Origin of the sequence: Danxiaibacter flavus, assembly GCF_041060425.1 — a bacterium.
Classification (GTDB): Bacteria; Bacteroidota; Bacteroidia; order Chitinophagales; family Chitinophagaceae; genus Danxiaibacter; species Danxiaibacter flavus.
The window spans coordinates 1,062,395-1,086,363 of record NZ_JAULBC010000002.1; the positions used below are offsets into that span (position 1 = coordinate 1,062,395).

Genomic DNA, 23,969 nt, shown 5'->3' on the forward strand with positions numbered 1-23,969 from the left:
TCAATGTCATTTTCTTAAGCGGACACAAAAAACAAAGCAAGCCTAAAATCAGGTACTTCGTACCCGTCCGAATGCGCATTCGGCGCGGGCGGGCTTCGTAAATCGTACTTGATAAATTCCAATTATTCTTAAGGATACGACGTTGATTGGCAATTCCCAGGCATCTATAAAAAAGAATACATTACTTATGAGTAAAACGATATTGGTTACAGGAGCAACTTCCGGATTTGGAAAAGCAATTGCAACAAAATTTGCAGCAGCAGGCTGGCGCTGCATTATTACAGGCCGGAGAAAAGATAAACTGGAAGCACTTGCAGACGAGCTTGCAGCTTCGTATAAAACGGAAGTACGCGGACTTGTTTTTGATGTCCAGGATAAAGCACAGGTTTTTGCCGAGATGAAAAATCTTCCCGTGGAATGGAGCATTATTGATGTGCTGGTTAACAACGCCGGACTTGCACTGGGGCGCGACAGTTTTGATGAAGCATCACTGGATGATTGGGATACAATGATAGATACGAATGTGAAGGGACTGCTATACATGTCTAAAGCAGTGCTGCCTGGCATGGTCTCAAGAAAAAAGGGACATATCATTAACATTGGCTCAACGGCCGGAAAGGAAGTGTACTTAAACGGCAATGCCTACTGCGCCAGCAAACATGCTGTTGATGCTATTAGCAAAGCCCAGAGAATGGACCTGCTTCCATACAAAATAAAAGTTACTGCAATTCACCCCGGAGCCGCAGAAACTGAATTCTCCACTGTCCGTTTTAAAGGCGATCAGCAGAAAGCCGATGCAGTGTATGAAGGCTATGAACCACTTCATGCTGAAGACATTGCGGACACTGTTTTTTATTGCGCCAATCTTCCCGAACATGTATGCATTAATGACCTGGTGATCACGTGTACGGCACAGGCAAATTCGTTTTACACACATAAAAGCTGAAAGCTTAAAGCCTAAAGCTTAGAACCAGCTGATCGAAAGTTTTAAGTTGTACGTTATACGTGGTACGTTTATCTAAGCGGATGGAAGAAGCTGAAAGCTTGAAGAAAGTTATAAGTCGTACGTTATACGTTGTACGTTTATCTAAGCGAAGGGTGAGGCGTAACCATAAGCATTGTACTCTTGCCCGTAGGGCATTAAGCTCAGTAGAAAAACATATAATAAAGCACGTCTTGTCCGTAGGACATTAACAGATACAGACAAGATCATTCAACTCAAAATATAAGGCAATGCTGGAATTGTGAATAAACTTGCTGATAGCTGATAGCTAAGCCAACAGCTCAACCAAAGCTTTGTATTCTTGCCCGTAGGGCATTAAGCTCAATAGAGAAAAAACACACCCGGATTATCTTGTCCGTAGGACATTAACAGATACAGACAAGATCATTTCAACCCAAAATATAAGGCAATGCTGGAATTGTGAATACACTTGCTGATAGCTGATAGCTAAGCCGACAGCTCAAATCAAAGCTTTGTATTCTTGCCCGTAGGGCATTAAGCTCAATAGAGAAAAAACACACTTGGATTATCTTGTCCGTAGGACATTAACAGATGCAGACAAGATCATTTCAACTCAAAATATAAGGCAATGCTGGAATTGTGAATACACCTGCTGATAGCTGATAGCTAATAGCTGACAGCTCAAACAAAGCTTTGTACTCTTGCCCGTAGGGCATTAAGCTCAATAGAGAAAAAACACACTTGGATTATCTTGTCCGTAGGAATTAACAGATGCAGACAAGATCATTTCAACTCAAAATATAAGGCAATGCTGGAATTGTGAATACACTTGCTGATAGCTGATAGCTAATAGCTGACAGCTCAACCAAAGCTTTGTATTCTTGCCCGTAGGGCATTAAGCTCAATAGAGAAAAAACACACCCGGATTATCTTGTCCGTAGGACATTAACAAATACAGACAAGATCATTTCAACCCAAAATATAAGGCAATGCTGGAATTGTGGATACACCTGCTGATAGCTAATAGCTAAGCTGACAGCTCAAACCAAAGCTGACAGCTCAAACCAAAGCTTTGTATTCTTGCCCGTAGGGCATTAAGCTCAATAGAGAAAAAACACACTTGGATTATCTTGTCCGTAGGACATTAACAGATGCAGACAAGATCATTTCAACCCAAAATATAAGGCAATGCTGGAATTGTGGATACACCTGCTGATAGCTAATAGCTAAGCTGACAGCTCAAACCAAAGCTTTGTATTCTTGCCCGTAGGGCATTAAGCTCAATAGAGAAAAAACACACTTGGATTATCTTGTCCGTAGGACATTAACAGATGCAGACAAGATCATTTCAACTCAAAATATAAGGCAATGCTGGAATTGTGAATAAACTTGCTGATAGCTAATAGCTGACAACTCAACCAAAGCTTTGTACTCTTGCCCGAAGGGCATTAAGCTCAATAGAGAAAAAACACACCCGGATTATCTTGTCCGTAGGACATTAACAGATGCAGACAAGATCATTTCAACCCAAAATATAAGGCAATGCTGGAATTGTGAATACACTTGCTGATAGCTGACAACTCAATGCACATGCATTACCGGAGGAACCACCGCGTCCTGGGGCGGGCCAAATCTTGGATCGTGAAGAAAACTGCTGTCGGTTAATGTGTAAAGAAAAGCTGTGATCTGTCCTATTTCAAAGTTGGATAATGGAATGCCATTACGGACAAGACTGTCTGTATTTTTCATTTTTACAACGGACGACCTGTAGTGGTTAAAAACTTCGTACGTGCTGTAAAAACGGCCATCATGCAAATAGGGAGCTGTAACCATCACATTGCGCAAGCTGGGCACTTTAAACTTTAATGAATCGGCAGACAGACGGGTAATACGCATGCGGCCGACATCATTAATAAAACTATCAAGATCAACCCCGATGTTCCGGTATGTATAGTCAGAAAATAAAGGCTCGGTATGACAGGATGCGCATTTCTTTTTAAAAAGATCATAACCCAATCTCTCCGGCAGGTTAAAGCTCACTTCTCCGCGCCTTACTTTATCATACTTACTGTTTGAACTTACCATCATCAGCAGAAACTGGCTCAGCGCTTTGGACATCTTTTGTGTATTGATGTCCTCATCTCCAAATGCAGCTTTAAACATTTTACGGTAGGTTGTATCGGCCCGTAGTTTTGCCAATACGTTATTGAGCGTCTCCCCCATTTCGTTTGTCGCAGTAATTGGCGCTAACGGCTGAAGATCCAGGTGATTGATCCCACCATCATGCATAAACTCTTTTTGCCAGGCAAGGTTGAAAAGTCCGGGTGCATTGCGTGTTGTTAATGAATTATTGACGCCATGGCTCAGATTGTGATCATATGTTGCGAAGGCAGCAAATTGCTGATGACAACTTGAACAGGGGAAATTTCCATCGACACTTAGCCGTCCGTCATAAAACAATTTTCGTCCCAGTTCAAACCCTTCTTTTGTAAGTGGATTTTGTGAAAAATCGTACACAGGTTGCGGCCATCCTTCCGGAACAACAAACGCAAGTGAAGTTGTTGCAGGCGCTTGCTTTTTCTCAACAAAAGACGTTGCTATGCATACAAGCACGGTAAGCAATATGGTAATGCAGGCAATCCTCATTGTTTCTGCAGAATGGAGAACATGTGCGAATAATTATCTGCCAGTTTCATCGCAAGGATGCCGGGTTCATGACAAACGGCATTCTCAGCTATCAAAATTTTATTTTCTCCTTTAAACCATGCAAGTACATCAGCTTTAATACTGATCGCCTGTAAAGGCTTATTTTTTGTAGCTGGTGTTAAAGGTAGAACAATCCAGCGGGACGCATTTTCTCCGGGCTTATATCCGCCAACATCATAAGTCATATATCTTCCCAGGGCTTTTGAAACGGAAGATTTTCCTTCAAGCTTTGCGACGATATAGCCACTGTTCCATGTCCAGAACATTCCCCTGGCAGGATCCAGCGTACCTGTTTGCACACCTGAAACATTTTTTATGCTATCAACACCCAATAAAAATTTAATGCTTTTGATATTCTTTAAACCGTGATTAACTGTAATTGCTTGCGATGCAGGGTCCTCAGCATCAACCAAAAAACATTCGGAAGAAACTTTGTGCCATTGCTGATGATCGTCCTGCAGCTGAATGTTGGAGATGTAGTATTTAAAGCGCCTAACTGTGAAGGGTTCATCAAAGGAAGTCTTATAGGAATCGCCAATATTAAGTTTGCTTTCGCCCACCATGTTTACGAACTGAAGATTTAGTTTTTGTTGAGCGCACAACTGCATGACACCGATACAGGCCATAACGAGAGCAATCATTTTTCGTGTGTATATCATTATTCCCATTCGTAAAGATTAATCATTGCAAATACAATGTCTTTTAGTTAAGTGTTGTCATTCTCAGATACCCATTAATTATCACGATCAGATTGATATTCGGGAGACCTCTCCTACCGTCGGGGTGACGATGCGGTGCGGACTCTCCTATAGCATTGATCATCGTGTTGCAATTACTTTTACTGATAAGCCAGGATCTCGCCGCAAAGCTCTGTGAAACGCTGTGGCATCTCCGGCCGTTTCTCCGTGTAAAAAAAGGCCACCCAGAGCACTGAGTAGACACAAAAATAAGCATGTAAAACATTTTTCCGTGACTTTGCACCATCGGCCATTTAAAACTGCTCTGCAGTCTTACCTTCATTCCATAGTTGGGATTTGAAGATTTGAGATTTGAGATTCGCTGCCAAAACCAGTTTAAACAAGATTCTGACGCGCTCATTTCCCGGAATAAAATATCAGTAAAAATTTGGAACCGACATAAAATTTGAAATTTCAAATATCAAATCTCAAATTTCCCATACATTCTTCTATTAAACAGTAACATATTTTATAGAATTACCATTTGCCTCAATCACTTTCCGGAGATCATCAAAAGAGATCCAAACAGTTGCCGTGTTTACGTTGGGATGAAAGCCCAGCCGATCTCTTCCTACAATGTCTTTATCCAGTACTACTTCCACTTTTTTTTCTACATCGTTTATAATTCCGAGCGGCGATACTTCTCCTCTTTTCAGTTTCAAATATTTATCGAGTCTTTCATCGGATGCAAAGCTTAACCGTGTACAATCTATTTGTTGCTGAATACTTTTAATATCGGCAGATTTGCCTTTGTCCAGTACTACAAGAAAATGCCGTCTTCCTTTATCATCACGCAGAAACAGGTTTTTACAAACATCTCCGAGACCGGTGATCTCCAACTTATCCATGTCTTCAATTGTGTAAACCGGATCGTGCTCCGTGACTTCGTATGTAACTCCCAAACGATCCAATGTATCCAACGCTTTTTGTTTAGGCTCCATAATATGCTTTTTTGATACGCTATTTTATGAATGATGCAGGCTTCTTTTGCAGGTACAAATGAAATTCGCCGCCTTGCATAATATCGTCATAGGAAATATACGATTTTGTATAAGACTTACCGTTCAATGTCGCTGAAGCGATGTACATCGCTTCGTTATCGCTCCGGGTGCGTTATGATGCGGAAGCTTTTATTAGCGGGCAATTTTAACGTGAATTCATCAAAAACAGGTGAACACATTGATCAATTTCAGCTAAATGAAGATGGCATATCTCGGTGCAACTCTTCTTTGAATAATTAAATATAGTTACACAGAAGCTCACTGAGAAGACAGCGAGTTACACAGAGAATATGTTCTGATTGTCCTAAAAGGATTGCGATCTGGCAATAACACTATCCAAGATCTACCATTGGCGCGACGGAAGGGACCGCCCGGCATTGACGTGTTCGTAATTAAATCCGCCCTCCCTGCGAGACAAAACAGCGGATCAAAGATCCAATTTCGAGCAGCTTCCGTTAACCATTTCCAGCCGGGCAATGCTTTTGGAGACCCAAATTTGTTAATTAAATCCAATTATTGAAACACCACGGATTTATTTTTTTCAAATTTCAATTTTTGTTTTTACTTTGAAATACAAAGTACTTTTTAAAACAAAATTTATAACTATGACAAGCAAACAATGGATCGATCATTTTGCCGCGAATGCAAAATGCTACAGGGTTAACTGGGAAATAAAACCAACCATCTCTGAGAAGGAAGTATGTGTTATTCTTTCTTCATTACAGGCGTGGCAGCTGGGCGAAACATCCGACGGAAAAAACCTGTTGCGGGCTGCAACCCTTTATTCAAAAAAGATAAATGATTCCGATTATGTGGAAGCTGTTAAGCTGTTTATCAAAGAAGAACAAAAGCACGGGAATAGCCTGGGTCGCTATCTTGATGAAATAGGACAAAAAAGAATTACATATAATTGGGGTGACTACTTATTCAGAAAGATCAGGTACTTTAACACGAGCATGGAAATATGGACGCTCACTGTGATTGTGGTAGAAAGCACTGCTCAAATTTTTTATCAATCGCTCAAAGATGCAACAAACTGCGCATTGCTAAAACAGATTGCTACCGATATCCTGATAGATGAAGCTTATCATATCGATTTCCAGACGCAACGAATGCAAGTTATTTTCTCTGCAAAAAACAATTTTGAAAAACTGATCTGTCATCATATTTATAAATTATTCTTTTTCACGACATCGCTTGTCGTTTGGTTCGCACATAAAAAAATATTCCAGGCGGGTGGAAACAACTTCAGCAAATACCGGAAAAAGATGGGAATTAAATACATGAAAACACTGAATCGAATTTCGGGATACAGTATGCAGGAAAGCAGAGTAACAAGCGTAACGACCACATGATGTTATCACCAAATTTGCTGTAACAAGTGCCATACGCAAAGCTCTTTTTATACACCGAACAACGGCAACAACCCGGGAATACCAGAGAAGGAATCAACCGCTCACCACCTGCTGATCAGGATTGGTAAGGACAGCCGTTGTTGGTATGCAGGATGGCCTTGTGCGCCGCGTACCAACAACATATAGGCATTTTCGAAGAGAATAGTAAATGTTTGACATCATAATCAAACACTTAATCGAATTTCGGGATACAGTATGCAATTAAGCGGTGTGGTAGGAATACCGACAGCATCATGATTGCATAATTTATTTTATTACAGACCGTTTCATTCACCTACAAACCTTAAATCAAAATGTTAATAGGAGCGCTATCTGTTTCTGTTTTTTGCATTATACTTTTATACATTGGATACCGCATATTCAAACTGGTAAGACCCACTCAAACACCAGGTACTATCATCTGTGAATATACATTTGCTGTTGGCCATCTTATTTCGTTGTTACTCTTCATGGCAGAAATGGATTACCACAGAGCCAATTTCACCAAACAAATTGATATTGTTTACGAAGGTTATACTCCTTTTGCCTGGGAACATTTTCCTACATTACTAGTATTTTATATTCTTGCTTTTGTCTCGCAAATGTTACTATGGCTCAAATATGATCGCCTATCGCCTTTAATAAAAGTGATTGCTCTTTGCTTTCTCTTAACCGGCATTTTTTTGAATATTTTTGTTTTGGTTCAGGTTTCACACAATGCAGAAGACACAACAGCCGGCTGTTTGTTCATCCCCCTGCCACTCATTAATGCACTGATGTCCTTGACGATTGCAATAAGAACCATCAAAAAGGAAAGTTCTCTTAGCAACGTCAGGACTTTTAAAAACGACTATTACAATACACTCAACCAATTTATGGTAAAGGCATCGCTGCAGCCCATTTGGGTATTGGTGTTAACTGGGCCACTTTGTATTATTGTAATATGCATCATCACCGTTTTTGGACAGGATACGCACGCCATCGCAAAAGTGTTTACAGAAACGACTACCTGGCATTTTTCGCAAAAAACGCATCCACCATTTCTTGATCATCAGGGGCATTATCTATGCACCGTTGCCGCATGTGGAAGTCCGCAATTGGTAAAGCCACTTCGATTAGGAAAAAGGCATGGAAATGAAATTATTGTAAACAGGCAGTTACAAATAGCAAATGCATTTGAAGAACTTATACAGGATCATTTTCCAGCTTTTCATAAAATTATCCGTACGCTTTATGACCGCTACGGATACCCCCTTTCAAAAAATATTACAACACCCTTCAGATCAAATTTGACATATCTATTGATGAAACCACTTGAATACTTATTTCTGCTTGTACTTTATACCTGCTGCATAAGCCCGGAAAAAAAGATCAGCAAACAATATTTGTAGAGCTTGACTATCTCCTGAAGCACAAAAAAGGGCTGGATCAAAAGCGACCCGGTCCTTTTCTTTAATAAAAGATCTTGTTCTATGGTGCAAGTGAAACCCTTATCTGCAACCCCGCCTTTGTATTTGTAATCGGCGCAGATGTAGATATGTATGGAATTATTCTTTGTTGACTAAAGAACAACTTCACATTGATCCTGTTGTTTAAAACGTAATCTACAGATGGTTCTATGTTGATCACTTTTTGCCCACCCGTGCTATATGCATTGGCCTGGTCAAGGCGGCTGTTGCTTTGTGTATCATCCCTCAGACCAAGATCTAACCTGAAGTTCATATCATTCTGAACAGTCTTGCTCTTTGTAAACGGAATCTTGAACGGCAGCTCAAAACCTTTCGCGCGATAACTTCCACCAAAGCTCCATTCAGTACTTCTTACTTCACTCAGTTGATAGTCAATCAGGCTCAAACTTAACTGCCTGCTCTTCTTAAACTCGAAGCGGATGTTCATCTGGTTGACCGTTGTAAGATCAATTCCAATCAACGGTTCAAAGCGCTCACTTATGGTCAGGTTTGGCAACAGGAAGAATGGTACGAAGTTGCCTGATACCGTGTCAATAAACTTCGGCGCACCATAGTGATATGGATCCTGGAAGTTTAGCGCGCTGGTAAAACTGTTCATACTCAGCGTTCCATTGTAACCGTGTGTTATGCTGATACTGCTGAATGTATTGGCCAGCGACGGTATTCTGGCTAATCCAGTATAAGTCAATCTCCAGTTTGGCAGTGGATTAATACCGCTAAACGGATTACTTTTTATGTTTGGATTAGACTGCTTAACCAATGGGATCGTATTCGGATCTTTTCCGGTGTAAGCAGCTAAGAATGCCGGTATCAATACATCCTGTGAGTAACGTCCATAACCATTTGCAAATCCATCTGTCGTATACGTTTTGTCCCAATAAGGGTTCAACGCAGCTACCCGTTTAGAGACGATGATACGGTTGTTCTGGAACTCCATGAATGTGCCTGAGATCTCTGTTGGCTTGTACTTGCGGAACAACGTCTGGTAACTTATATAAGAGACACTGAATCCTCCCATCGCATATGGAGATAAGTGACCAAAGTGATTGCCGGAACCGGTAGTATCCTTATAAAGTTCTGAGTAGTCTTTTGTAAATGCCTTGTCGATATTGATATCAATGATCAGATCTCTGACCGGTTCAATCTGCGCAGAAATACTCAGCTTCTGTTCAAAGTTCTGCTGATACAACAGGTTAAATGTAGAGTCTTTTGTTATCACTCCTTCGGCTGCTTTTTTGTTTAACCAGGTCGTATCCGGCTGCTTACCGAAGACGTACGCAAGACCAGGCTGCATCGAATTCCAGTTCTGACCAAGCACGCGGCTACTATCCATATAACCCGGAACGCGGCTTGAATAGTTTTCAGAGTAGTTAGCAGATACACGTTTGATCATTGTAGCCAGTTTTCCTGCAGTTCTTTCAAGTCCACTCATCTGTTCAGGTTGTACTTGTTTCGCATCCCGCTTAGCTTTTCTTCCATCGCGCTTTAGCTGCCGCCATTTACGTAATGCCTGTTTTTTTTCTTTTCCTTTCAAATCTTTAACAACTTGTGCACGTGTTGGTATGGTATCCCACCAATTGGTTGTTGCATTATTGGGATTCTTCAAATCAGGATTAGCCGGTTGCGGAGGCGGTGGTGGCTGGCTCACAGCATTGAGCCATTTTGATTTTGCATATAAACGCGAAAAATCAAATTCGGCTGTAAGGTTGTTCTGTTGACCATTTTCTATTGCATTCCCCAGGTTCAGTGCCAGCAGGCTCGCTCCTATCCAGTTATAATTAGTTGAATAACTATAACGGGCAGTGATCCAATCTGTCGCCGGTATTTTGTTTAATGGTATGTTGTAACTCAACGTACCTTTTTGTTGATACAACGTATTTCTACCTCCACTCCAGAAATTACTCCACATGGAGTCTTTCTTTTCTTTCGTGTTTATTCTGCCTGCAGGCTCATCAACACGTGCAAAATTGGTAGCGCTAAAATCAATATTCAGCGAACGTGTTAAATCCCACCTGAGATTATAGTAGCGATCAAACGTAAAATACTTGTCGTAAGTCGTATCTACCTTGTCAACTTTATTGTCGTAGGTATTTACTATACGCGGAACATATTGTCCGAACTGCCGGTTAATATCTACACGGAAGCCTATTAATGACGGCACAGGATTCAAGTTGAAATCCCTGGCAAAATCAAGCCAGTGGCTTTTGTTTCGGATCATTTTCTTAAATGGCTCCCAGTATTTCGCCTCGCCGCTAAATGTATATCCCAATCCAAACCGTTGTTTAATGATCAGGTTCTGTGTTATTAAAGGATTGGTTTGCTCGGTACTGGTGAATGAATAACTAAAGTCAAAATTGCTGATGCTCCACAACCGCTTCTTCATGTTATTCTGACCGAACCTGACATTTGTAAAGTTGATCGTTTTGATCGTCAGCTGATCCAGTGCTGCCTTCTTAATTGAATCCCTGGCACTTTTACTTGTCGCACTATTCAACTTGTATTTATAAAGCACATCCTGGTCGTAAGGATCATACTTTGGCGTGAGTACGGTACGGTTAATGCCGGCATAAATGGGTATTGTTGCTCCAATACTTTTCGGGAATAACTTTCCTGCATCAATATTCAACGCGGCATCGTATTGCAACATACTGTTACGTGCCCTTTCGTTTACCCTTTGTTCTAATGTTCCAAATCCCGCCGTGTACATGTTGCCAGATACCGACAACGTACCCAGATCGGCCAGTTGAACATCCATCCTTCCAACCGCAGCAACACCACCACTTTCCGAAAGTTTGGACAAGCGCAACTCGTTTACCCACACTTCAGTACTTACCGGCGCCGTAGAACCAATTGCTGTGTTTTCTACAGCAATGATCATTCCCTGCACTTCTCCAAGGTTGGGGTTACCAAACACCGAAAAGACTTTATTACCAACTGTTTCCCGATAAATAGTATTAAGAGGTGCACCGCTCGAATTTCGTCGCAATTTCATCTGCACCAGTTCGTTCAGGTCAAAATCAAGGTTATTATCTGCCGGCCATATTTGTTCCGCAGTTGGGTTGGTTCCCGGCAGCGTTATCTTCAGCGGTATTTTTATTTCGTAGTAGTTACTGAGGAAGTCCTGTCCAATTCTTATGATGGCAGTAACATCTCCATCTTTAATAGAAGGCTGATTCAAGACTGATTCCGCGTGAATGAACATAGACAGTCTTCCATACTGGCGCATATCCAGGTTCATCGTTTTAAATACCGCGCGTGAATCGTTCTTGGCAAGATTGAGCGCGCGCAAGCTCATGGATTGTTCATTCTGGAGCAAGTTTACTCCATTGTTACTCAGCATTTGAACACGTTCAATTCCCGGAGGAATTTTGTACGGAATCGGCTGACGGCTGCTATTCTCTTCCAGGTTAACTGCCAGTACATCAAAGGTTGTTGGAGAGTTGGCAGGAAGCGGTTTGTATGCGCCGATGGTATCCAGCTGGAAGGTGAAATTTCTCCACTGATTACGCACCAGGTCAAGTGTTGCAAAACGCATCGTTACGGAGTCTTCGAAGCCGGTTAGGTACATACGCATAAAACGTATGGATTTGAAATCGGGAATGTTGCCAATCTTGTTGGTAAATTCTTTAATTGGAACACGAAACAAATACCAGTTTTCAGGATGTGATTCTCCGTTGGCAAGTTTAGGAGTAACAACTCTTTTATCCGTAATATATTTTGTGAGGCCCACGTCCATCCCTGGTTTCAAGTCTATTTCATACTCATAATATTCTTCTGTTTCGTTCAGTGTATTGTCTCTATTCAAATCTTCATTGTCCGGATACATTGTTGCGGCAGGTGCAAACTTTGATGAGTTATCTGTAACCACGGGTGAGTTACCCTGGGGATTATTGTACTGTTTATAACGGGTAAGAATTCCTGTTTGATTAGTCCAACGAGAATCACGATACCAAATGTAGTCATCCGCAGAAGGATCGTGAGATGCCGTTTGATAAATTGGTGAACCCTGCCCAAAAGTATTGGCAAGTTGCGTGAGATAAGAGCCACGCTTGCGGATTTCGTCCGTATTATTTAAACCATCAAAGCCAAGATCCTGATATTGCCTGTCATTTGGATCGTTGCTAAAAGCCTGGGTAACCTGGATAGGATTCACCGGAGTTCTACCCCAAGTACTTTGACTGTCTATTGCTGCAGGCTGAGTTGGCGTATTCAATCCATTTTCGTAAAAACGTTTGCCATCTTTCAAAACATCTTCACTCACATTTCCTAAGTTAAGATACAACTTACCCCCAGAACTTGTTGGAGTTTTAATAAATGGATCTTGCACCCAAAATTCTATGAACTCGACGTTACCGGTTTCAAAATCCGTCTGATCAATGCTTCTCATAATACCACCAAAATAGTCTTTTGGCTTTCTTATATGTCCGTTAGCATCTATTTCAGATCCCCGTGCTTCGAAGTTGTAAGGACCTTTTTCCTTTGGATAATAGGACAGATCAAACGTTGCAGTTTGAACGTCTGTAATATTAGTAGTTTTCTGAGGGAATAATTCATTTGTGTAGACTGCCCGCACACGTGGATCACTTAATTCGGTTGTATTATTTTTCAGCGGGTTATCATTACTTGCCTTATCCTGCAGCGTTGGTTCAATATTATACCATGCCAGTTTCGCACGATGCTTTCCATAATCAACCGAATCAGCCAATGTAGCTTCGGGGAACAATCCGTTTCCCGCTGGTGTAGACGCCAGCGTCCATGAAATAAATGGAAAACGCATATCCACGCTGCTTCTTGTCCCTTCAAAGTCATCAATATAAATCAACCCATTTTCACCAGTTCCAATCTGCGGCGGGTGCCCCGGCTTTAATGCAGCAAATTCACCATAAGCATTAATATTACTCATGGTTGTGGAGGAATAGTTAGGCAGCTTATTTAAGAAACGTGTTAAACCCGGCCATTCTGAACGGTAGTTGAAATCAAGACCGAACATGGTATTCCTGATCGGATCTTCACCATAGTTCATCTTGGTGAAATATGGCCGTTCACTTAATCTTACAATGGTACCACCCAACGAAAGCTTTTTGTTTACTTTGTAATCAAGTCTTAACCCAAGGAAGCTTCGTTGCTGCATACCAAAACCAGCATTGTTTTCAAACTGTACCTGCACAGGTACACCTGAATTAATGATGGCCGCATTCAACACTTTCAATGTACCCAGGTTGTAGTCGATCATATAGTCCACGTTCTCGCGCAATGTCTGCCCGCCTGCAGTAACAATCACCGATCCGGGGGGAATATTAAATGCACCTAAGTAAATATCAGAAGTGGAACTACCCTTTGCCGTTCCCTGTGCCACAAAGCGGTTAAGGTTGGCATAGGTTTGTGCGATAGCTTTTATGGAGTCATAGAGATAATAGTAGACGTATTTGTTTTTAAGATCCTGCGATTGACCGCTAAAGGCGAGTGAATCAAGATCGCGCCCAAACGGTTCCAACACGGGGAAGATGATCTTACCCTGTTGCGATAACACGGTAAAGCCTTCCACAAAGTCGTACTGCCCATCTGGTAATGGGTCATTGCGGTTATTTAACCGGTCAAGATTCAATAAGGATAAAAGCGGTTTTCCAAGTGCATCCGGTGCAGCCTCGGGCAGGTACCTTTTTAAACCGCCACTTGGCTCCTGGTATAATATGTTTAGTTTGAAATCCTGCTGAGTTAACCCGGTTACATCAAGAGAGTAAACATTCTTCATCATCAATCGCCAGATCGGCAACGTTACCCTTTGTGAAGTTGCTTTCAATAATTTTAGGAAAAGCACTTTTTGAACCCCTTGCGTAGAATCAACTGTAACATCCTGGGAAAACTCACCTACCTGGAATACTCTTCCGTTGTAGGTATACTGGTAGGCAACACCCAACACTTCATCTGACTGCAACTGGATATTTAACGAAACGAACCCTGCCTGAGGGTTGAACGTATATTCATTGCTGTTTAGCTTGCGGGCGAGTGTTTTTTCATAATCATCCACAGGCTTCAATCCCTTTGAAACAAGGATGGAGTTAACCAGTGAAGGATTTCTGTAACTGGGATTTGAAGTTAATGCTCCATACAAGTCATTCGCGCCATTCTGCGGTAATGGATTGGTTGTTAAGGAATGGATGTTGTTATTGTAGGGTGCATTTTCACCCAAATCCATCAAACCAACTATATTACGTGTATCCGTGGTTGCACCTGTACGATTGGTAACCCATACTTCCATTCTAAGTATCTGCACCTGGCTGTTCACTACGGGCAGCTTGGCCATCGTTTTATTATAGTTATTGCGGAAGTACTGTGCAACCAGGAAGTGCCTGTTCTCATCGTAATCATCCAGCTTTTTATTGATCTGCTGTGTTACACCGCCACCTTGCAGGTTTATTGACTGCCGCTGAGCTCTTTGGTTAGCGATTGCGGCGGTAACAGTCAACTTACCAAACTGCAATTGCGTTTTTATACCGAACAGACTTTGCGTACTGGGAATTAATGTTCCTTTGGACTGAAAAGAGATATTACCAGCTTCTATGGATTTGATGATCTCATCATCCATTCCCTTATAGTCGAGTTTTATCTGGTTTTCGAAATCGAAATTGGCGAGGGTGTTGTAACTAATGGGCAACTTCAACTTTTCACCAATGCTCCCCATTACGTTCACATTGGCGTTCATGTCAAAATCAAATCCTCCGTTCCGCCTGGCTCTTTCCGGTAGTGTGGGGTTTTTAATATTTTGTCCCTGGTAGCCCACCGTCATATCCACGTTACCCTGTGGCTTGATATCTACTTTCAGTCCATTGGGTCCCGTTCCGAAGATGCGGTCAAACAATTTGTCGTACACATTTGACTTCGGTCTTTGTGTTTTTTGGTTTAGCAGACTTAAGGTTTGTGCACGTTTATTAAAGTAGTCTATTTCATCATTCCGTCCCTGGATCTTCATCAATTCATCAAACGTCAGGTAAGTTGGTTTGCGGTAATATTTGTTGCCAACTTTTTCCAGGATGTAATATTCTTTTGTTTCAGGATCGTAAATGATCTGCTTTTTGATGAAAGATGTATCGTTTAGGTAGAAGGGGTTGTTGTTTTTCCAGGAGAAAGGATCTCCGCGCCTGTCTTTTAAGGGGTAATGTAAGCTATCATTACCTGCATTTCGGGACGAGTCGGTTTTCTGAGCCAACGCATCACCAAATGACATTCCCAATAGGGCTATCAGTAATAAACAGCTAAATAAATGGTATTTACGGGTCAAATTATTTGTAGCTCTGGTTAAGTAGAAATCTCTTCGATATTACATCTGTTTTAAAGATTGCTTAATGATCTCCTCCAAAGTAGCATCAGGAGATATTTTTAATACTTTTTTCAGGGCTGTTTCTGCTGCGGGTTTAGCAATACCCAGGGCCATTAATGCATAAAGGGCGTCCTGTTCTACTGCCAATAAGGGTTGGTTCATAACGGTATCGAGATTTTGTTTTCCTAATTTATCCCGTAATTCAAGAATTAAACGCTCGGCAGTTTTCTTGCCTATGCCTTTAATTGCTTCAAGTTGCCTTGCATTTCCCTGCACAATTGCCCGGACAATTTCTTCGGGCTTCATGCCGCTCAACATCATTCTTGCTGTAGAAGCTCCAACTCCGGAAACACTAATCAGGTTCAAAAACAGCTCTTTTTCAGCCATTTCAAAAAAACCGTACAGCACATGAGCGTTTTCTGTAATATGCAGGTAGGTAAACAGTTGTCCTTCGGCCATGTCTGCTACGGCCGAATACGTATTAAGGCTCACCTGAAGTTCATATCCTACCCCATTTACATCAACAACTATTACCGCCGGCGACTTTCTTGCAAATTTTCCTCTTACAAAGGCAATCATACTTGGAAGGCAAAAATATAATTTTAAGTGAATATTTAAGTTATTTTTTTATAGAGCAAAGCCATTTCTTATATTTTAGGGCCGGCCTCAGGACTGCTATTGACTTTACAGCAATAATTCATTATTTTATGTTATACGTCCCTTTTAAAACGGTCTGTTTTCATTTGATTTTTTGTTGATACTTTTGCGCCTCTAACATATAAATGCAGATGAGCAAAACAACAGCAGCTATAACAGCAGTAGGTGGATATGTACCTGAATATCGCTTAACTAATGCGGAACTGGAAAAAATGGTCGACACAAATGATGAGTGGATACGAACCCGTACCGGCATTGAAGAGCGAAGGATATTAAAAGGTGACGGACTTGCGACCAGCGATATGGCTGTTCCTGCTATTCAGGAGATCCTGAAAAAAAAGAATCTTGACCCCACTGAAATAGACTGTATTATCTGTGCTACTGTTACACCTGACATGGTATTTCCTGCAACAGCGAATATTATTGCCGACAAACTTGGTGCAATTAACGCGTGGGGTTATGACCTGAGCGCTGCATGCAGCGGTTTTGTTTTTGCATTGAGTACCGGAGCCTCTTACATTGAAACCGGCAGATATAAAAAAGTAATTGTAGTTGGCGCCGATAAAATGAGTGCAATTATTGATTACACTGATCGTAATACCTGCGTTCTTTTCGGAGATGGCGCCGGAGCCGTGTTGCTTGAACCCAACAACGACGGTTATGGCGTTTTAGACAGCGTGTTGAAATCTGATGGAAAAGGAAGACATTACCTTAATATGCGTGCCGGCGGTTCTTTAAAGCCTGCAACGATAGAAACTGTTACCGCAAGAGAACACTATGCTTTCCAGGAAGGCAAAACAGTATTCAAATTTGCAGTGGTTGGCATGGCTGATGTTAGTGCCGAAATAATGCATCGCAATAATCTTACAGCTGATGATGTTGCATGGCTGGTTCCTCACCAGGCTAATCTGCGTATAATAGATGCGACTGCTAACCGCATGGGCCTGCCCAAAGAAAAAGTAATGATCAACATTCAACGCTACGGAAATACTACAGCAGGAACAATTCCTTTGTGTTTGTGGGATTGGGAAAGCCAACTCAAAAAAGGCGACAACCTGGTACTTGCAGCATTCGGCGGCGGCTTTACATGGGGAGCGACCTGGGTTAAGTGGGCGTATTAGGAGAAGCTTAAAGCCTAAAGCGTAAAGCTTAGAACTGAAGTTGTAAGTTATAAGTAGTACGTTATACGTTGAGGAGAAGCTTAAAACCTAAAGCGCAAAGCTTAGAACTGAAGTTGTAAGTTATAAGTAGTACGTTATACGTTGAGGAGAAGCTTAAAGCCTAAAGCGCAAAGCTTAGAACTGAAGTGATAAGTGGTACGTTGTGCGATTGAAGACCAGAGTATTGTGAAGCAAGAAAAAAGGATCAATGCTGCACATTTCACTATTGACCATTCACTATTCACTTTTTTGACACATTTCATTATGAGCATCGATATAAGAAGGGCTGAAAAAAAAGACTGCACAAGGTTACTTGAGTTAATACAGGAACTGGCAACTTACGAAAAAGCACCGGATGAGGTTACTGTTACACTGGATCATTTTGAAGAAAGTGGCTTTGGCGAAAATCCCGTTTGGTGGGCATTTGTAGCTGAAGAAGATGGAGCGATCCTTGGCTTTGCATTATACTATGTCCGTTATTCTACATGGAAGGGACAACGTATGTACCTTGAAGATATTATCGTTACCGAAGAAGCAAGAGGAAAAGGTATCGGCAAGCTTTTGTTTGATGCACTGATTGAAGAAGCTAAACTAAAGCAGTTCAAAGGCATCACCTGGCAGGTGCTTGAATGGAATGAACCCGCCATCAACTTCTACAAAAAACTCGGCGCCGGCTTTGATCCTGAATGGATCAATTGCAACCTATCTATTTAATTGAAAATGGAGAATTGAAAGTTGACAATGTATCAACAGTCAATTCTCCATTTTTTAAAAAATGTAAAGAAGGAAATTCAAATCGACATCTCTGGTGGGCTCCCCCATTTTCAATTGTCAATTTTCAATTTTCCATTAATTTACCCCGTCAGTTGTCGCTTCTTTGTGAATTTTATTAACCAATCCTTGTAACACTTTACCCGGACCTACTTCTGTGAAATGCGTTGCACCGTCAGCAACCATTGCCTGCACACTTTGCGTCCAACGAACTGCACCCGTTAGTTGATCAATCAGATTTTTCTTTATTTCTTCAGCATCAGTAACGGCTTTTGCAACTACGTTCTGGTAGACCGGGCATGCAGGTGCATTAAATGTAGTAGATTCAATAGCAGCGGCAAGCTCTTCTTTTGCCGGAGCCATTAAAGGCGAGTGAAATGCACCACCTACCGGTAATACCAAAGCACGTTTAGCACCAGCTGCTTTCATTTGTTCACATGCTATATCAATTCCTTTTAAAGATCCGCTTATCACCAATTGGCCCGGACAGTTGTAGTTGGCAGCAACAACAACTTCACCGGTTTCCTGCTGCACTTTAGCGCAAATTTCTTCCACCTTTTCATCAGCCAGTGCCAGCACAGCAGCCATTGTTGAAGGATTAAGCTCACATGCTTTCTGCATAGCCATTGCACGGATGCTGACCAGCTTAAGCGCATCTTCAAAGCTTAATGTACCATTTGCTACCAACGCAGAAAATTCACCAAGCGAATGGCCGGCAACCATATCGGGCTTTGCATTATCCAGTGTTTTATAAGCAATAACTGAATGCAGGAAAACTGCAGGTTGTGTAACCTTCGTTTGTTTCAACTCTTCATCCGTACCGCTAAACATTATGTCGCTGATGCGAAACCCAAGTATATCGTTCGCCTTCTCAAAAAGCTCTTTTGCTACTGCATTACCTTCATACAAAGCTTTGCCCATTCCACTGAATTGCGAGCCCTGACCCGGAAAGATGTAAGCATGTTTACTCATACATTAAAATTATGGGACAAAAGTAATAGCTGCAAGCTATCATCCGCAAGGTATTAGCAAAAAATGTTCATTGATCTCAAAAACGTTGTAGTTTATTTAGTCCTGCTAATGTTCGGTCATTATTCTCATTGTTGTTATCTACCTGATCAAATAAAAGTTATACACCATTACGCAGTTTGTCTATTGTTAAATATTAAAGCTGCAGCACCTAAAAAACCTGCTTTATTCCCAAGCGATGCCAATTCTATCCGGGTAAATTCGGAGGTTTCTTTCATTGCCATTTTGTTGACCAATGCACTTATCTTTTCACAATAAAAATCTCCGGCTTCTGAAATTCCACCGCCTATAATCACCTTCTGCGGAGCAAAAACATTGATAAGGCTTGCAATACCTACAGCCATATAATAAAAGTGATTGTTCATTGCCGTTATAGCACACGGTTCGTTTTCAAGGTATTTGGCAATGATATATTTACCATCAATGTTCGTATCTGGATGATGATTATTTTCTGCAAGTATTTTTTTATAATCATTGATCAATGCTGTTACGGATGCCATCGCTTCGAGGCTGCCTGCCGTACCACAGGTATCGGCACTTTTGTTACTGTCTACAATTAAAAAGCCCAGCTCTGTGCCCCTGTTTCTATAACCGCCGTATAATTGACCGTTTAAGATCAATGCGCCTCCAATACCTGTACCTACTGTAAGAAAAACGGCATCGGAAATGCTTCCCGCTGTTCCATATTTTACTTCGCCTAATCCCATTAAGTTTGCGTCATTGTCAACAAACACCGGAAGACCAAATTCTTCTTTTATGATCGCTTTTACATTGATGTTATCCAGCTCAGGTAAGTTGTTTGCGAAAAGCACAACGCCATTATCTACAACCGATGGAACGCCAATGCCAATACCCACAATCTCTGTTTGATTTGCATTTGCAATATTTAAGACGTCCCTGATAATTGTTTTAAGAAGAGACACGATGGATAGCTTATCGTATTCTGACTTAACAGGCTTCAATGATTCAAAATGAATAAACCCATTTTGATCTACAAGGGCATATTTAATATTCGTTCCTCCAATGTCTAATGCTATCGCGTGTTTCATTCTTCAATATCTTACTTGAATAAATTGGTGAGTTTACTTGCAGCAGCTTCATCTATAAATATATTGAAACTCGTGAGTGTTTTTGCACCCGGAATTGGAAGAAGCGCCCAGATAGTAAAATTGCTACCGGCTACCAATGCCAAAAATTACTCATACAATTTGACCGCTTCCTTTTTGTCAAAAATTGTTTTGTTGGCAATAATTGGTTTGGCCCAAAAACCAATTAACAGAATGTAACCCATTGTTAAATACAAGAAAAACATCCCTGTTCTTAATCCAAAGAGGTCGCCAAACCACCCGATTATAAGCGGAACAATTGCGCCGCCAATAATTCCGGTGCAGAGAATTCCGGAAAAAGAGCCATGATGCTCTTTGATAGAATTCAGTGCCAAAGAGAAAATTATGGGATACATCACCGAAGCAAAAAATCCAACAGCGGGAAATGCATACAAAGAAATTTTTGCGGGTCCGAATAATGCAGCACTTAAGCTGGTGAGCGCGAGAATTGTAAATATGATCAGGACCTTTCGACTGTCCATTATTTTTAAAAGTAATAATCCAAGTATACCTCCTGCAGTCATTAGTCCCCAAAAGTAAGCTACCGCATCTGCCCCTGCCTGCTCAGGATTATAACCGTGGTAAGCAAATAAAAATTGCGAGATATTATTTGCGATTCCCTGCTCAGTACCTACATAACAAATGATCCCCAGAAAGAATAATACTACAACCTTGTTTTTAAACAACATAATGTGCGTTGCAAACACACCTGCTTTTTCGTCTTCCTTCAATTCAACTTTTGGAAATTTGGAAAATGCAACAACTATAACCATAAGTAGCCCAATGGCTGCAAATATCCAATACAGCGAAACCCATGGCAATTTTTCCGGAACAAGGGAATGAAAAAACGACAGCGCGTTGCTTTCAGGTTTTTTTAAGCTTTCGGCTACATATTTGTAAACAAGCGGACTTAAAAATGATGCTCCGCCAAATATTAACTGCGCCAATACAGAGTTAAAGGCATAATGTTCTTCACCGCCTGCAGTGCGCAGTAAAGGATTGATAACAACCTGCAGAATGGCGAAACCACAACCAATAACAAAAAGAGAGGGTAAGGCGATAAAATAATCAGGGTATAAAGCGAAAAGCAGGGAGCCTGCAGATACAACGAGAAATGAGACAATCATCATTTTTTTCTCATTGTATTTTTCAATCAACATGCCAGCAGGAATAGACATAACTCCGTAAGCAATAAAAAAGGCAAAATATAAAATTGCCGTTAGTGTATAATTTAAATTAAATCCATTCTTTATCTCCGGGGTAAGCGGTCCAAAAATGTTTGTGATAAAAGAAATAACAAAGAACGTAAGCAGAATGAGTGCTACGATGTAGTAATTACGTTTCATAGGTAGTTGAGTAAGCTGATCGTTAAGAGTTTTTTTATTTTCCATAATAATCCAATACGGCCATTATATAAACCCCAGCGCCATAACCAACCATTGGTATGGCTCCGCGGAAATAACAATCGCCTAACCTGTATATTTCCGGAATAGTGCTATAATTGGCTTTTGACAGCATTGTAACTTTATCAATCAAGCCTTTGGCCAGCTGCCTGCTTCCTAAATGGTTTTGAGCCACCGCCACACGCAGATCGGCAAAGGGCCATTCCTGATTTTCGTAAGTATCGTCACTGTATACACGAATATAACCAATATCTTTTTTCACTTTCATTAATTGGTCATAATCCTGCATGTGTGTTGCAAATAATTTTTTATCACTGATAAGGCCATTGGCAAACAGTTCAAATGTGCCCGCATCATGAAAGTAGTGTGCAGTGGTTAACTGATCGTCTGCATTGCCTTTTATTACCCGGTTTTCATACACCATATTTTTCATAATGCCCCTGTACATGCTATCTGCAGCCGCGGAATATTTTTCCCATTCATAGCCCATATTTTTTTGTAACGAAGCAAAACGTTTTAATCCTTCAGCGCATACACCTGCCGTGAATGTATATCTTCTGCCGGGCAAATGATGCTCCCACGGACCTGAGTCGCGGCGAATCACTCCGTCTTTGTCAATGTTGTGAATAATGGCGTCGGCTACTTTTGTTGCCAAAACATCTTCCCAGCGTTTATAAAATGTAACATCATTGCTGCTTTTCATGTATTCATCCAATGCGAAAAGAAAGAGGCCAAAATCATCAATTTCAATATTGGGTCCGTCATCATTAAAGTCACATTCTTCTTTGCCATTACCAAAATAACGTGTTGCGGAAATTTGATAATCTACTCCTATACCATAATCCTTTCCATCGCGGAATACATAATTTTTAAACCGCCCTGCAGGCTTCGCGTTCAGCATAAATTCCAGGCCCTTTTTTGCTTCTTCATGCATGCCCAGTTTTGCCATAGCTGCAATTGCAAAAGAGCCATCCCGTACCCATGAAATGCTCCACTCGCCCGGCCGCAATGAAGCCATTACCTGCCCGTGAGAATAAGGAAGCACTTCTTGTTCTCCTACCTGCGACATTTTTAAAATGGCAGCTGATTGCTGAAGTACTGCTTTTTCATCGGCTGTTGCATTTGCCGGAAAATGACAACGTGCAAAAACAGATTTCATGAACTGTATTTCGTAATCCAACAAAGAGGTATTTTTTTCCTGTAAGCGTTCTTTGGCTTTTTCACAAACGGCGGCATCGTGATGTAATGTATCGGTAAATCCAAATAAAAAATATTTTTCTGCAATACCATCCTTTTTTATTACATATTCATTGGTCTGAATTTGCCCTTTTCCCTGATCATAATTAAATGCTACATTTTTAATTGCATCCGGATTGCCCTTTACTACTGCATAAAAGACTTTTTCTTGAGTGGTAAATGGTGCAAAATAATAAACAGTAAAACGAGGATATTTCACTTCAATAACATGCGTGTTACCGGTATATTTTACTGAGAGTGGCTGCTGCGGCTGTTTTAAAGAAATATTGTAAGCAACGGGAGATACAAACAATGCAGAGTCGTAGTATGAAAAAAGATGCGGATAAAGCGTTTCCACCCTGTCTGTTTCTTTGTTATACACAGCGGTAATTAATCCATTGGAAGTTGTTAACTGAAAATAAGATTGTTTGTTTATGGCAAGCGCCTGCTTTTCTTTTTCATAAGTTTCTTTTGTCATCAAAGCAAGACGGCCCTTGTAGATGCCGCCAATAGCCGGCGCATTATACATGCGTATGGCTAGCGTGTTATGCTCTTTTATTGCTCCCGCTGAAATAGAATACTGTCTTTCCTGGTCCCATGCGGTTTCAACATTCGGAGAAATTTTACCGCCTTTTCCTACTAATTTTCCATTAATATAAGTTTCATCTGCAGCATCAATCGTTCCGGCAAAGAACACCATTTCCTTGCCCACCATTTGTTTGGGTACACTAAATCTTACCCGGTACCAACAAAGCCCTCCCCATCCCTTATTTGAAGAAGGAACAGGCCGTAGCTGCCAACGGCTGTCATCATAATTTTCATTTTTGTAGTCAGGATTGTCGCCAACAATAAAGCGCCACTTTGTATCGAAGTGAATTACCTGCGCAAATGAGTTAATGGCAAAGAAGAGAAGAATGAGTGTTACTATATTTTTTTTCATATGCTTCGTTTTTCCCAGGATGGTATTGAGTTATTAATACCGCTTGTTAGCTAATCTCAGACCCGGGCAAAAAAATTT

The 23,969-nt window shown here is 41.1% G+C and carries 15 protein-coding genes; 5 read left to right on the forward strand and 10 right to left on the reverse strand.

What is annotated here, in order from left to right; translation table 11 throughout:
* The first annotated feature begins 187 nt into the window (after window positions 1–187).
* Window positions 188–946 (forward strand): SDR family NAD(P)-dependent oxidoreductase, encoded by a 759-nt coding sequence (locus tag QTN47_RS09905; RefSeq protein ID WP_369329199.1) that lies wholly within the window; start codon window positions 188–190, stop codon window positions 944–946.
* A gap of 1,599 nt (window positions 947–2,545) precedes the next feature.
* On the opposite strand, the gene QTN47_RS09910 is transcribed toward QTN47_RS09905, so the two are convergent.
* From QTN47_RS09910 to QTN47_RS09925, 4 genes are all read right to left on the reverse strand, one after another.
* Window positions 2,546–3,610 carry a cytochrome-c peroxidase gene (locus QTN47_RS09910; protein WP_369329200.1) on the reverse strand — a complete coding sequence of 355 codons (1,065 nt, stop codon included), beginning with the start codon at window positions 3,608–3,610 and terminating at the stop codon, window positions 2,546–2,548.
* The gene (locus QTN47_RS09915; protein ID WP_369329201.1) at window positions 3,607–4,338 is read right to left on the reverse strand and encodes an MbnP family protein; all 732 of its coding nucleotides are present in this window, start codon (window positions 4,336–4,338) and stop codon (window positions 3,607–3,609) included. Before QTN47_RS09915 ends, QTN47_RS09910 begins: the two co-directional genes overlap by 4 nt.
* A 521-nt stretch (window positions 4,339–4,859) precedes the next feature.
* On the reverse strand, window positions 4,860–5,348 hold the full coding sequence (locus QTN47_RS09920; protein ID WP_369329202.1) for a prolyl-tRNA synthetase associated domain-containing protein: 489 nt from the start codon (window positions 5,346–5,348) through the stop codon (window positions 4,860–4,862).
* A gap of 19 nt (window positions 5,349–5,367) precedes the next feature.
* The gene (locus QTN47_RS09925) at window positions 5,368–5,496 is read right to left on the reverse strand and encodes a glycoside hydrolase domain-containing protein (RefSeq protein ID WP_369329203.1); all 129 of its coding nucleotides are present in this window, start codon (window positions 5,494–5,496) and stop codon (window positions 5,368–5,370) included.
* 517 nt (window positions 5,497–6,013) lie between these two features.
* On the opposite strand from QTN47_RS09925, the gene QTN47_RS09930 reads away from it, so the two are divergent.
* Complete coding sequence (locus QTN47_RS09930; RefSeq protein WP_369329204.1) at window positions 6,014–6,763, forward strand: ferritin-like domain-containing protein; 750 nt, start codon at window positions 6,014–6,016, stop codon at window positions 6,761–6,763.
* 353 nt (window positions 6,764–7,116) lie between these two features.
* Entirely contained in the window at window positions 7,117–8,193 is a 1,077-nt protein-coding gene (locus QTN47_RS09935) for a DUF6688 domain-containing protein (protein ID WP_369329205.1), read from the forward strand.
* Between the two features lie 79 nt (window positions 8,194–8,272).
* Here the strand turns inward: QTN47_RS09935 and sov are convergent, their stop codons facing one another.
* Both sov and ruvA read right to left on the reverse strand, forming a co-directional pair.
* Complete coding sequence (sov, locus tag QTN47_RS09940) at window positions 8,273–15,550, reverse strand: T9SS outer membrane translocon Sov/SprA (protein ID WP_369329206.1); 7,278 nt, start codon at window positions 15,548–15,550, stop codon at window positions 8,273–8,275.
* A 39-nt stretch (window positions 15,551–15,589) separates the two neighbouring features.
* The gene (gene ruvA / locus QTN47_RS09945) at window positions 15,590–16,168 is read right to left on the reverse strand and encodes a Holliday junction branch migration protein RuvA (RefSeq protein WP_369329207.1); all 579 of its coding nucleotides are present in this window, start codon (window positions 16,166–16,168) and stop codon (window positions 15,590–15,592) included.
* A gap of 209 nt (window positions 16,169–16,377) precedes the next feature.
* Here ruvA and QTN47_RS09950 point away from each other — a divergent pair, with 209 nt between their 5' ends.
* Window positions 16,378–17,367, forward strand: a complete 990-nt coding sequence (locus tag QTN47_RS09950; protein WP_369329208.1) for a beta-ketoacyl-ACP synthase III — start codon at window positions 16,378–16,380, stop codon at window positions 17,365–17,367.
* Between the two features lie 303 nt (window positions 17,368–17,670).
* A complete protein-coding gene (locus tag QTN47_RS09955; RefSeq protein ID WP_369329209.1) occupies window positions 17,671–18,120 on the forward strand; it encodes a GNAT family N-acetyltransferase in 450 nt (149 codons plus the stop codon).
* 135 nt (window positions 18,121–18,255) lie between these two features.
* Here QTN47_RS09955 and fabD read toward each other — a convergent pair whose 3' ends face one another.
* From fabD to QTN47_RS09975, 4 genes are all read right to left on the reverse strand, one after another.
* The gene (gene fabD / locus QTN47_RS09960; RefSeq protein WP_369329210.1) at window positions 18,256–19,149 is read right to left on the reverse strand and encodes an ACP S-malonyltransferase; all 894 of its coding nucleotides are present in this window, start codon (window positions 19,147–19,149) and stop codon (window positions 18,256–18,258) included.
* Between the two features lie 167 nt (window positions 19,150–19,316).
* A complete protein-coding gene (locus QTN47_RS09965; protein WP_369329211.1) occupies window positions 19,317–20,255 on the reverse strand; it encodes an ROK family protein in 939 nt (312 codons plus the stop codon).
* 146 nt (window positions 20,256–20,401) lie between these two features.
* On the reverse strand, window positions 20,402–21,658 hold the full coding sequence (locus QTN47_RS09970) for a sugar MFS transporter (RefSeq protein WP_369329212.1): 1,257 nt from the start codon (window positions 21,656–21,658) through the stop codon (window positions 20,402–20,404).
* A gap of 34 nt (window positions 21,659–21,692) precedes the next feature.
* A complete protein-coding gene (locus tag QTN47_RS09975; RefSeq protein ID WP_369329213.1) occupies window positions 21,693–23,891 on the reverse strand; it encodes a glycoside hydrolase family 15 protein in 2,199 nt (732 codons plus the stop codon).
* Window positions 23,892–23,969 lie beyond the last annotated feature (78 nt).

Bases quoted from the DNA above. Each gene is read 5' to 3' on its own strand.
- QTN47_RS09965 (WP_369329211.1), bottom strand. From the start codon at position 20,255: ATGAAACACGCGATAGCATTAGACATTGGAGGAACGAATATTAAATAT.
- QTN47_RS09915 (WP_369329201.1), bottom strand. From the start codon at position 4,338: ATGGGAATAATGATATACACACGAAAAATGATTGCTCTCGTTATGGCC.
- QTN47_RS09905 (WP_369329199.1), top strand. From the start codon at position 188: ATGAGTAAAACGATATTGGTTACAGGAGCAACTTCCGGATTTGGAAAA.
- QTN47_RS09930 (WP_369329204.1), top strand. From the start codon at position 6,014: ATGACAAGCAAACAATGGATCGATCATTTTGCCGCGAATGCAAAATGC.
- fabD (WP_369329210.1), bottom strand. From the start codon at position 19,149: ATGAGTAAACATGCTTACATCTTTCCGGGTCAGGGCTCGCAATTCAGT.
- QTN47_RS09950 (WP_369329208.1), top strand. From the start codon at position 16,378: ATGAGCAAAACAACAGCAGCTATAACAGCAGTAGGTGGATATGTACCT.
- QTN47_RS09970 (WP_369329212.1), bottom strand. From the start codon at position 21,658: ATGAAACGTAATTACTACATCGTAGCACTCATTCTGCTTACGTTCTTT.
- QTN47_RS09975 (WP_369329213.1), bottom strand. From the start codon at position 23,891: ATGAAAAAAAATATAGTAACACTCATTCTTCTCTTCTTTGCCATTAAC.
- QTN47_RS09910 (WP_369329200.1), bottom strand. From the start codon at position 3,610: ATGAGGATTGCCTGCATTACCATATTGCTTACCGTGCTTGTATGCATA.
- QTN47_RS09955 (WP_369329209.1), top strand. From the start codon at position 17,671: ATGAGCATCGATATAAGAAGGGCTGAAAAAAAAGACTGCACAAGGTTA.
- ruvA (WP_369329207.1), bottom strand. From the start codon at position 16,168: ATGATTGCCTTTGTAAGAGGAAAATTTGCAAGAAAGTCGCCGGCGGTA.
- QTN47_RS09925 (WP_369329203.1), bottom strand. From the start codon at position 5,496: ATGTACATCGCTTCAGCGACATTGAACGGTAAGTCTTATACAAAATCG.
- QTN47_RS09920 (WP_369329202.1), bottom strand. From the start codon at position 5,348: ATGGAGCCTAAACAAAAAGCGTTGGATACATTGGATCGTTTGGGAGTT.
- QTN47_RS09935 (WP_369329205.1), top strand. From the start codon at position 7,117: ATGTTAATAGGAGCGCTATCTGTTTCTGTTTTTTGCATTATACTTTTA.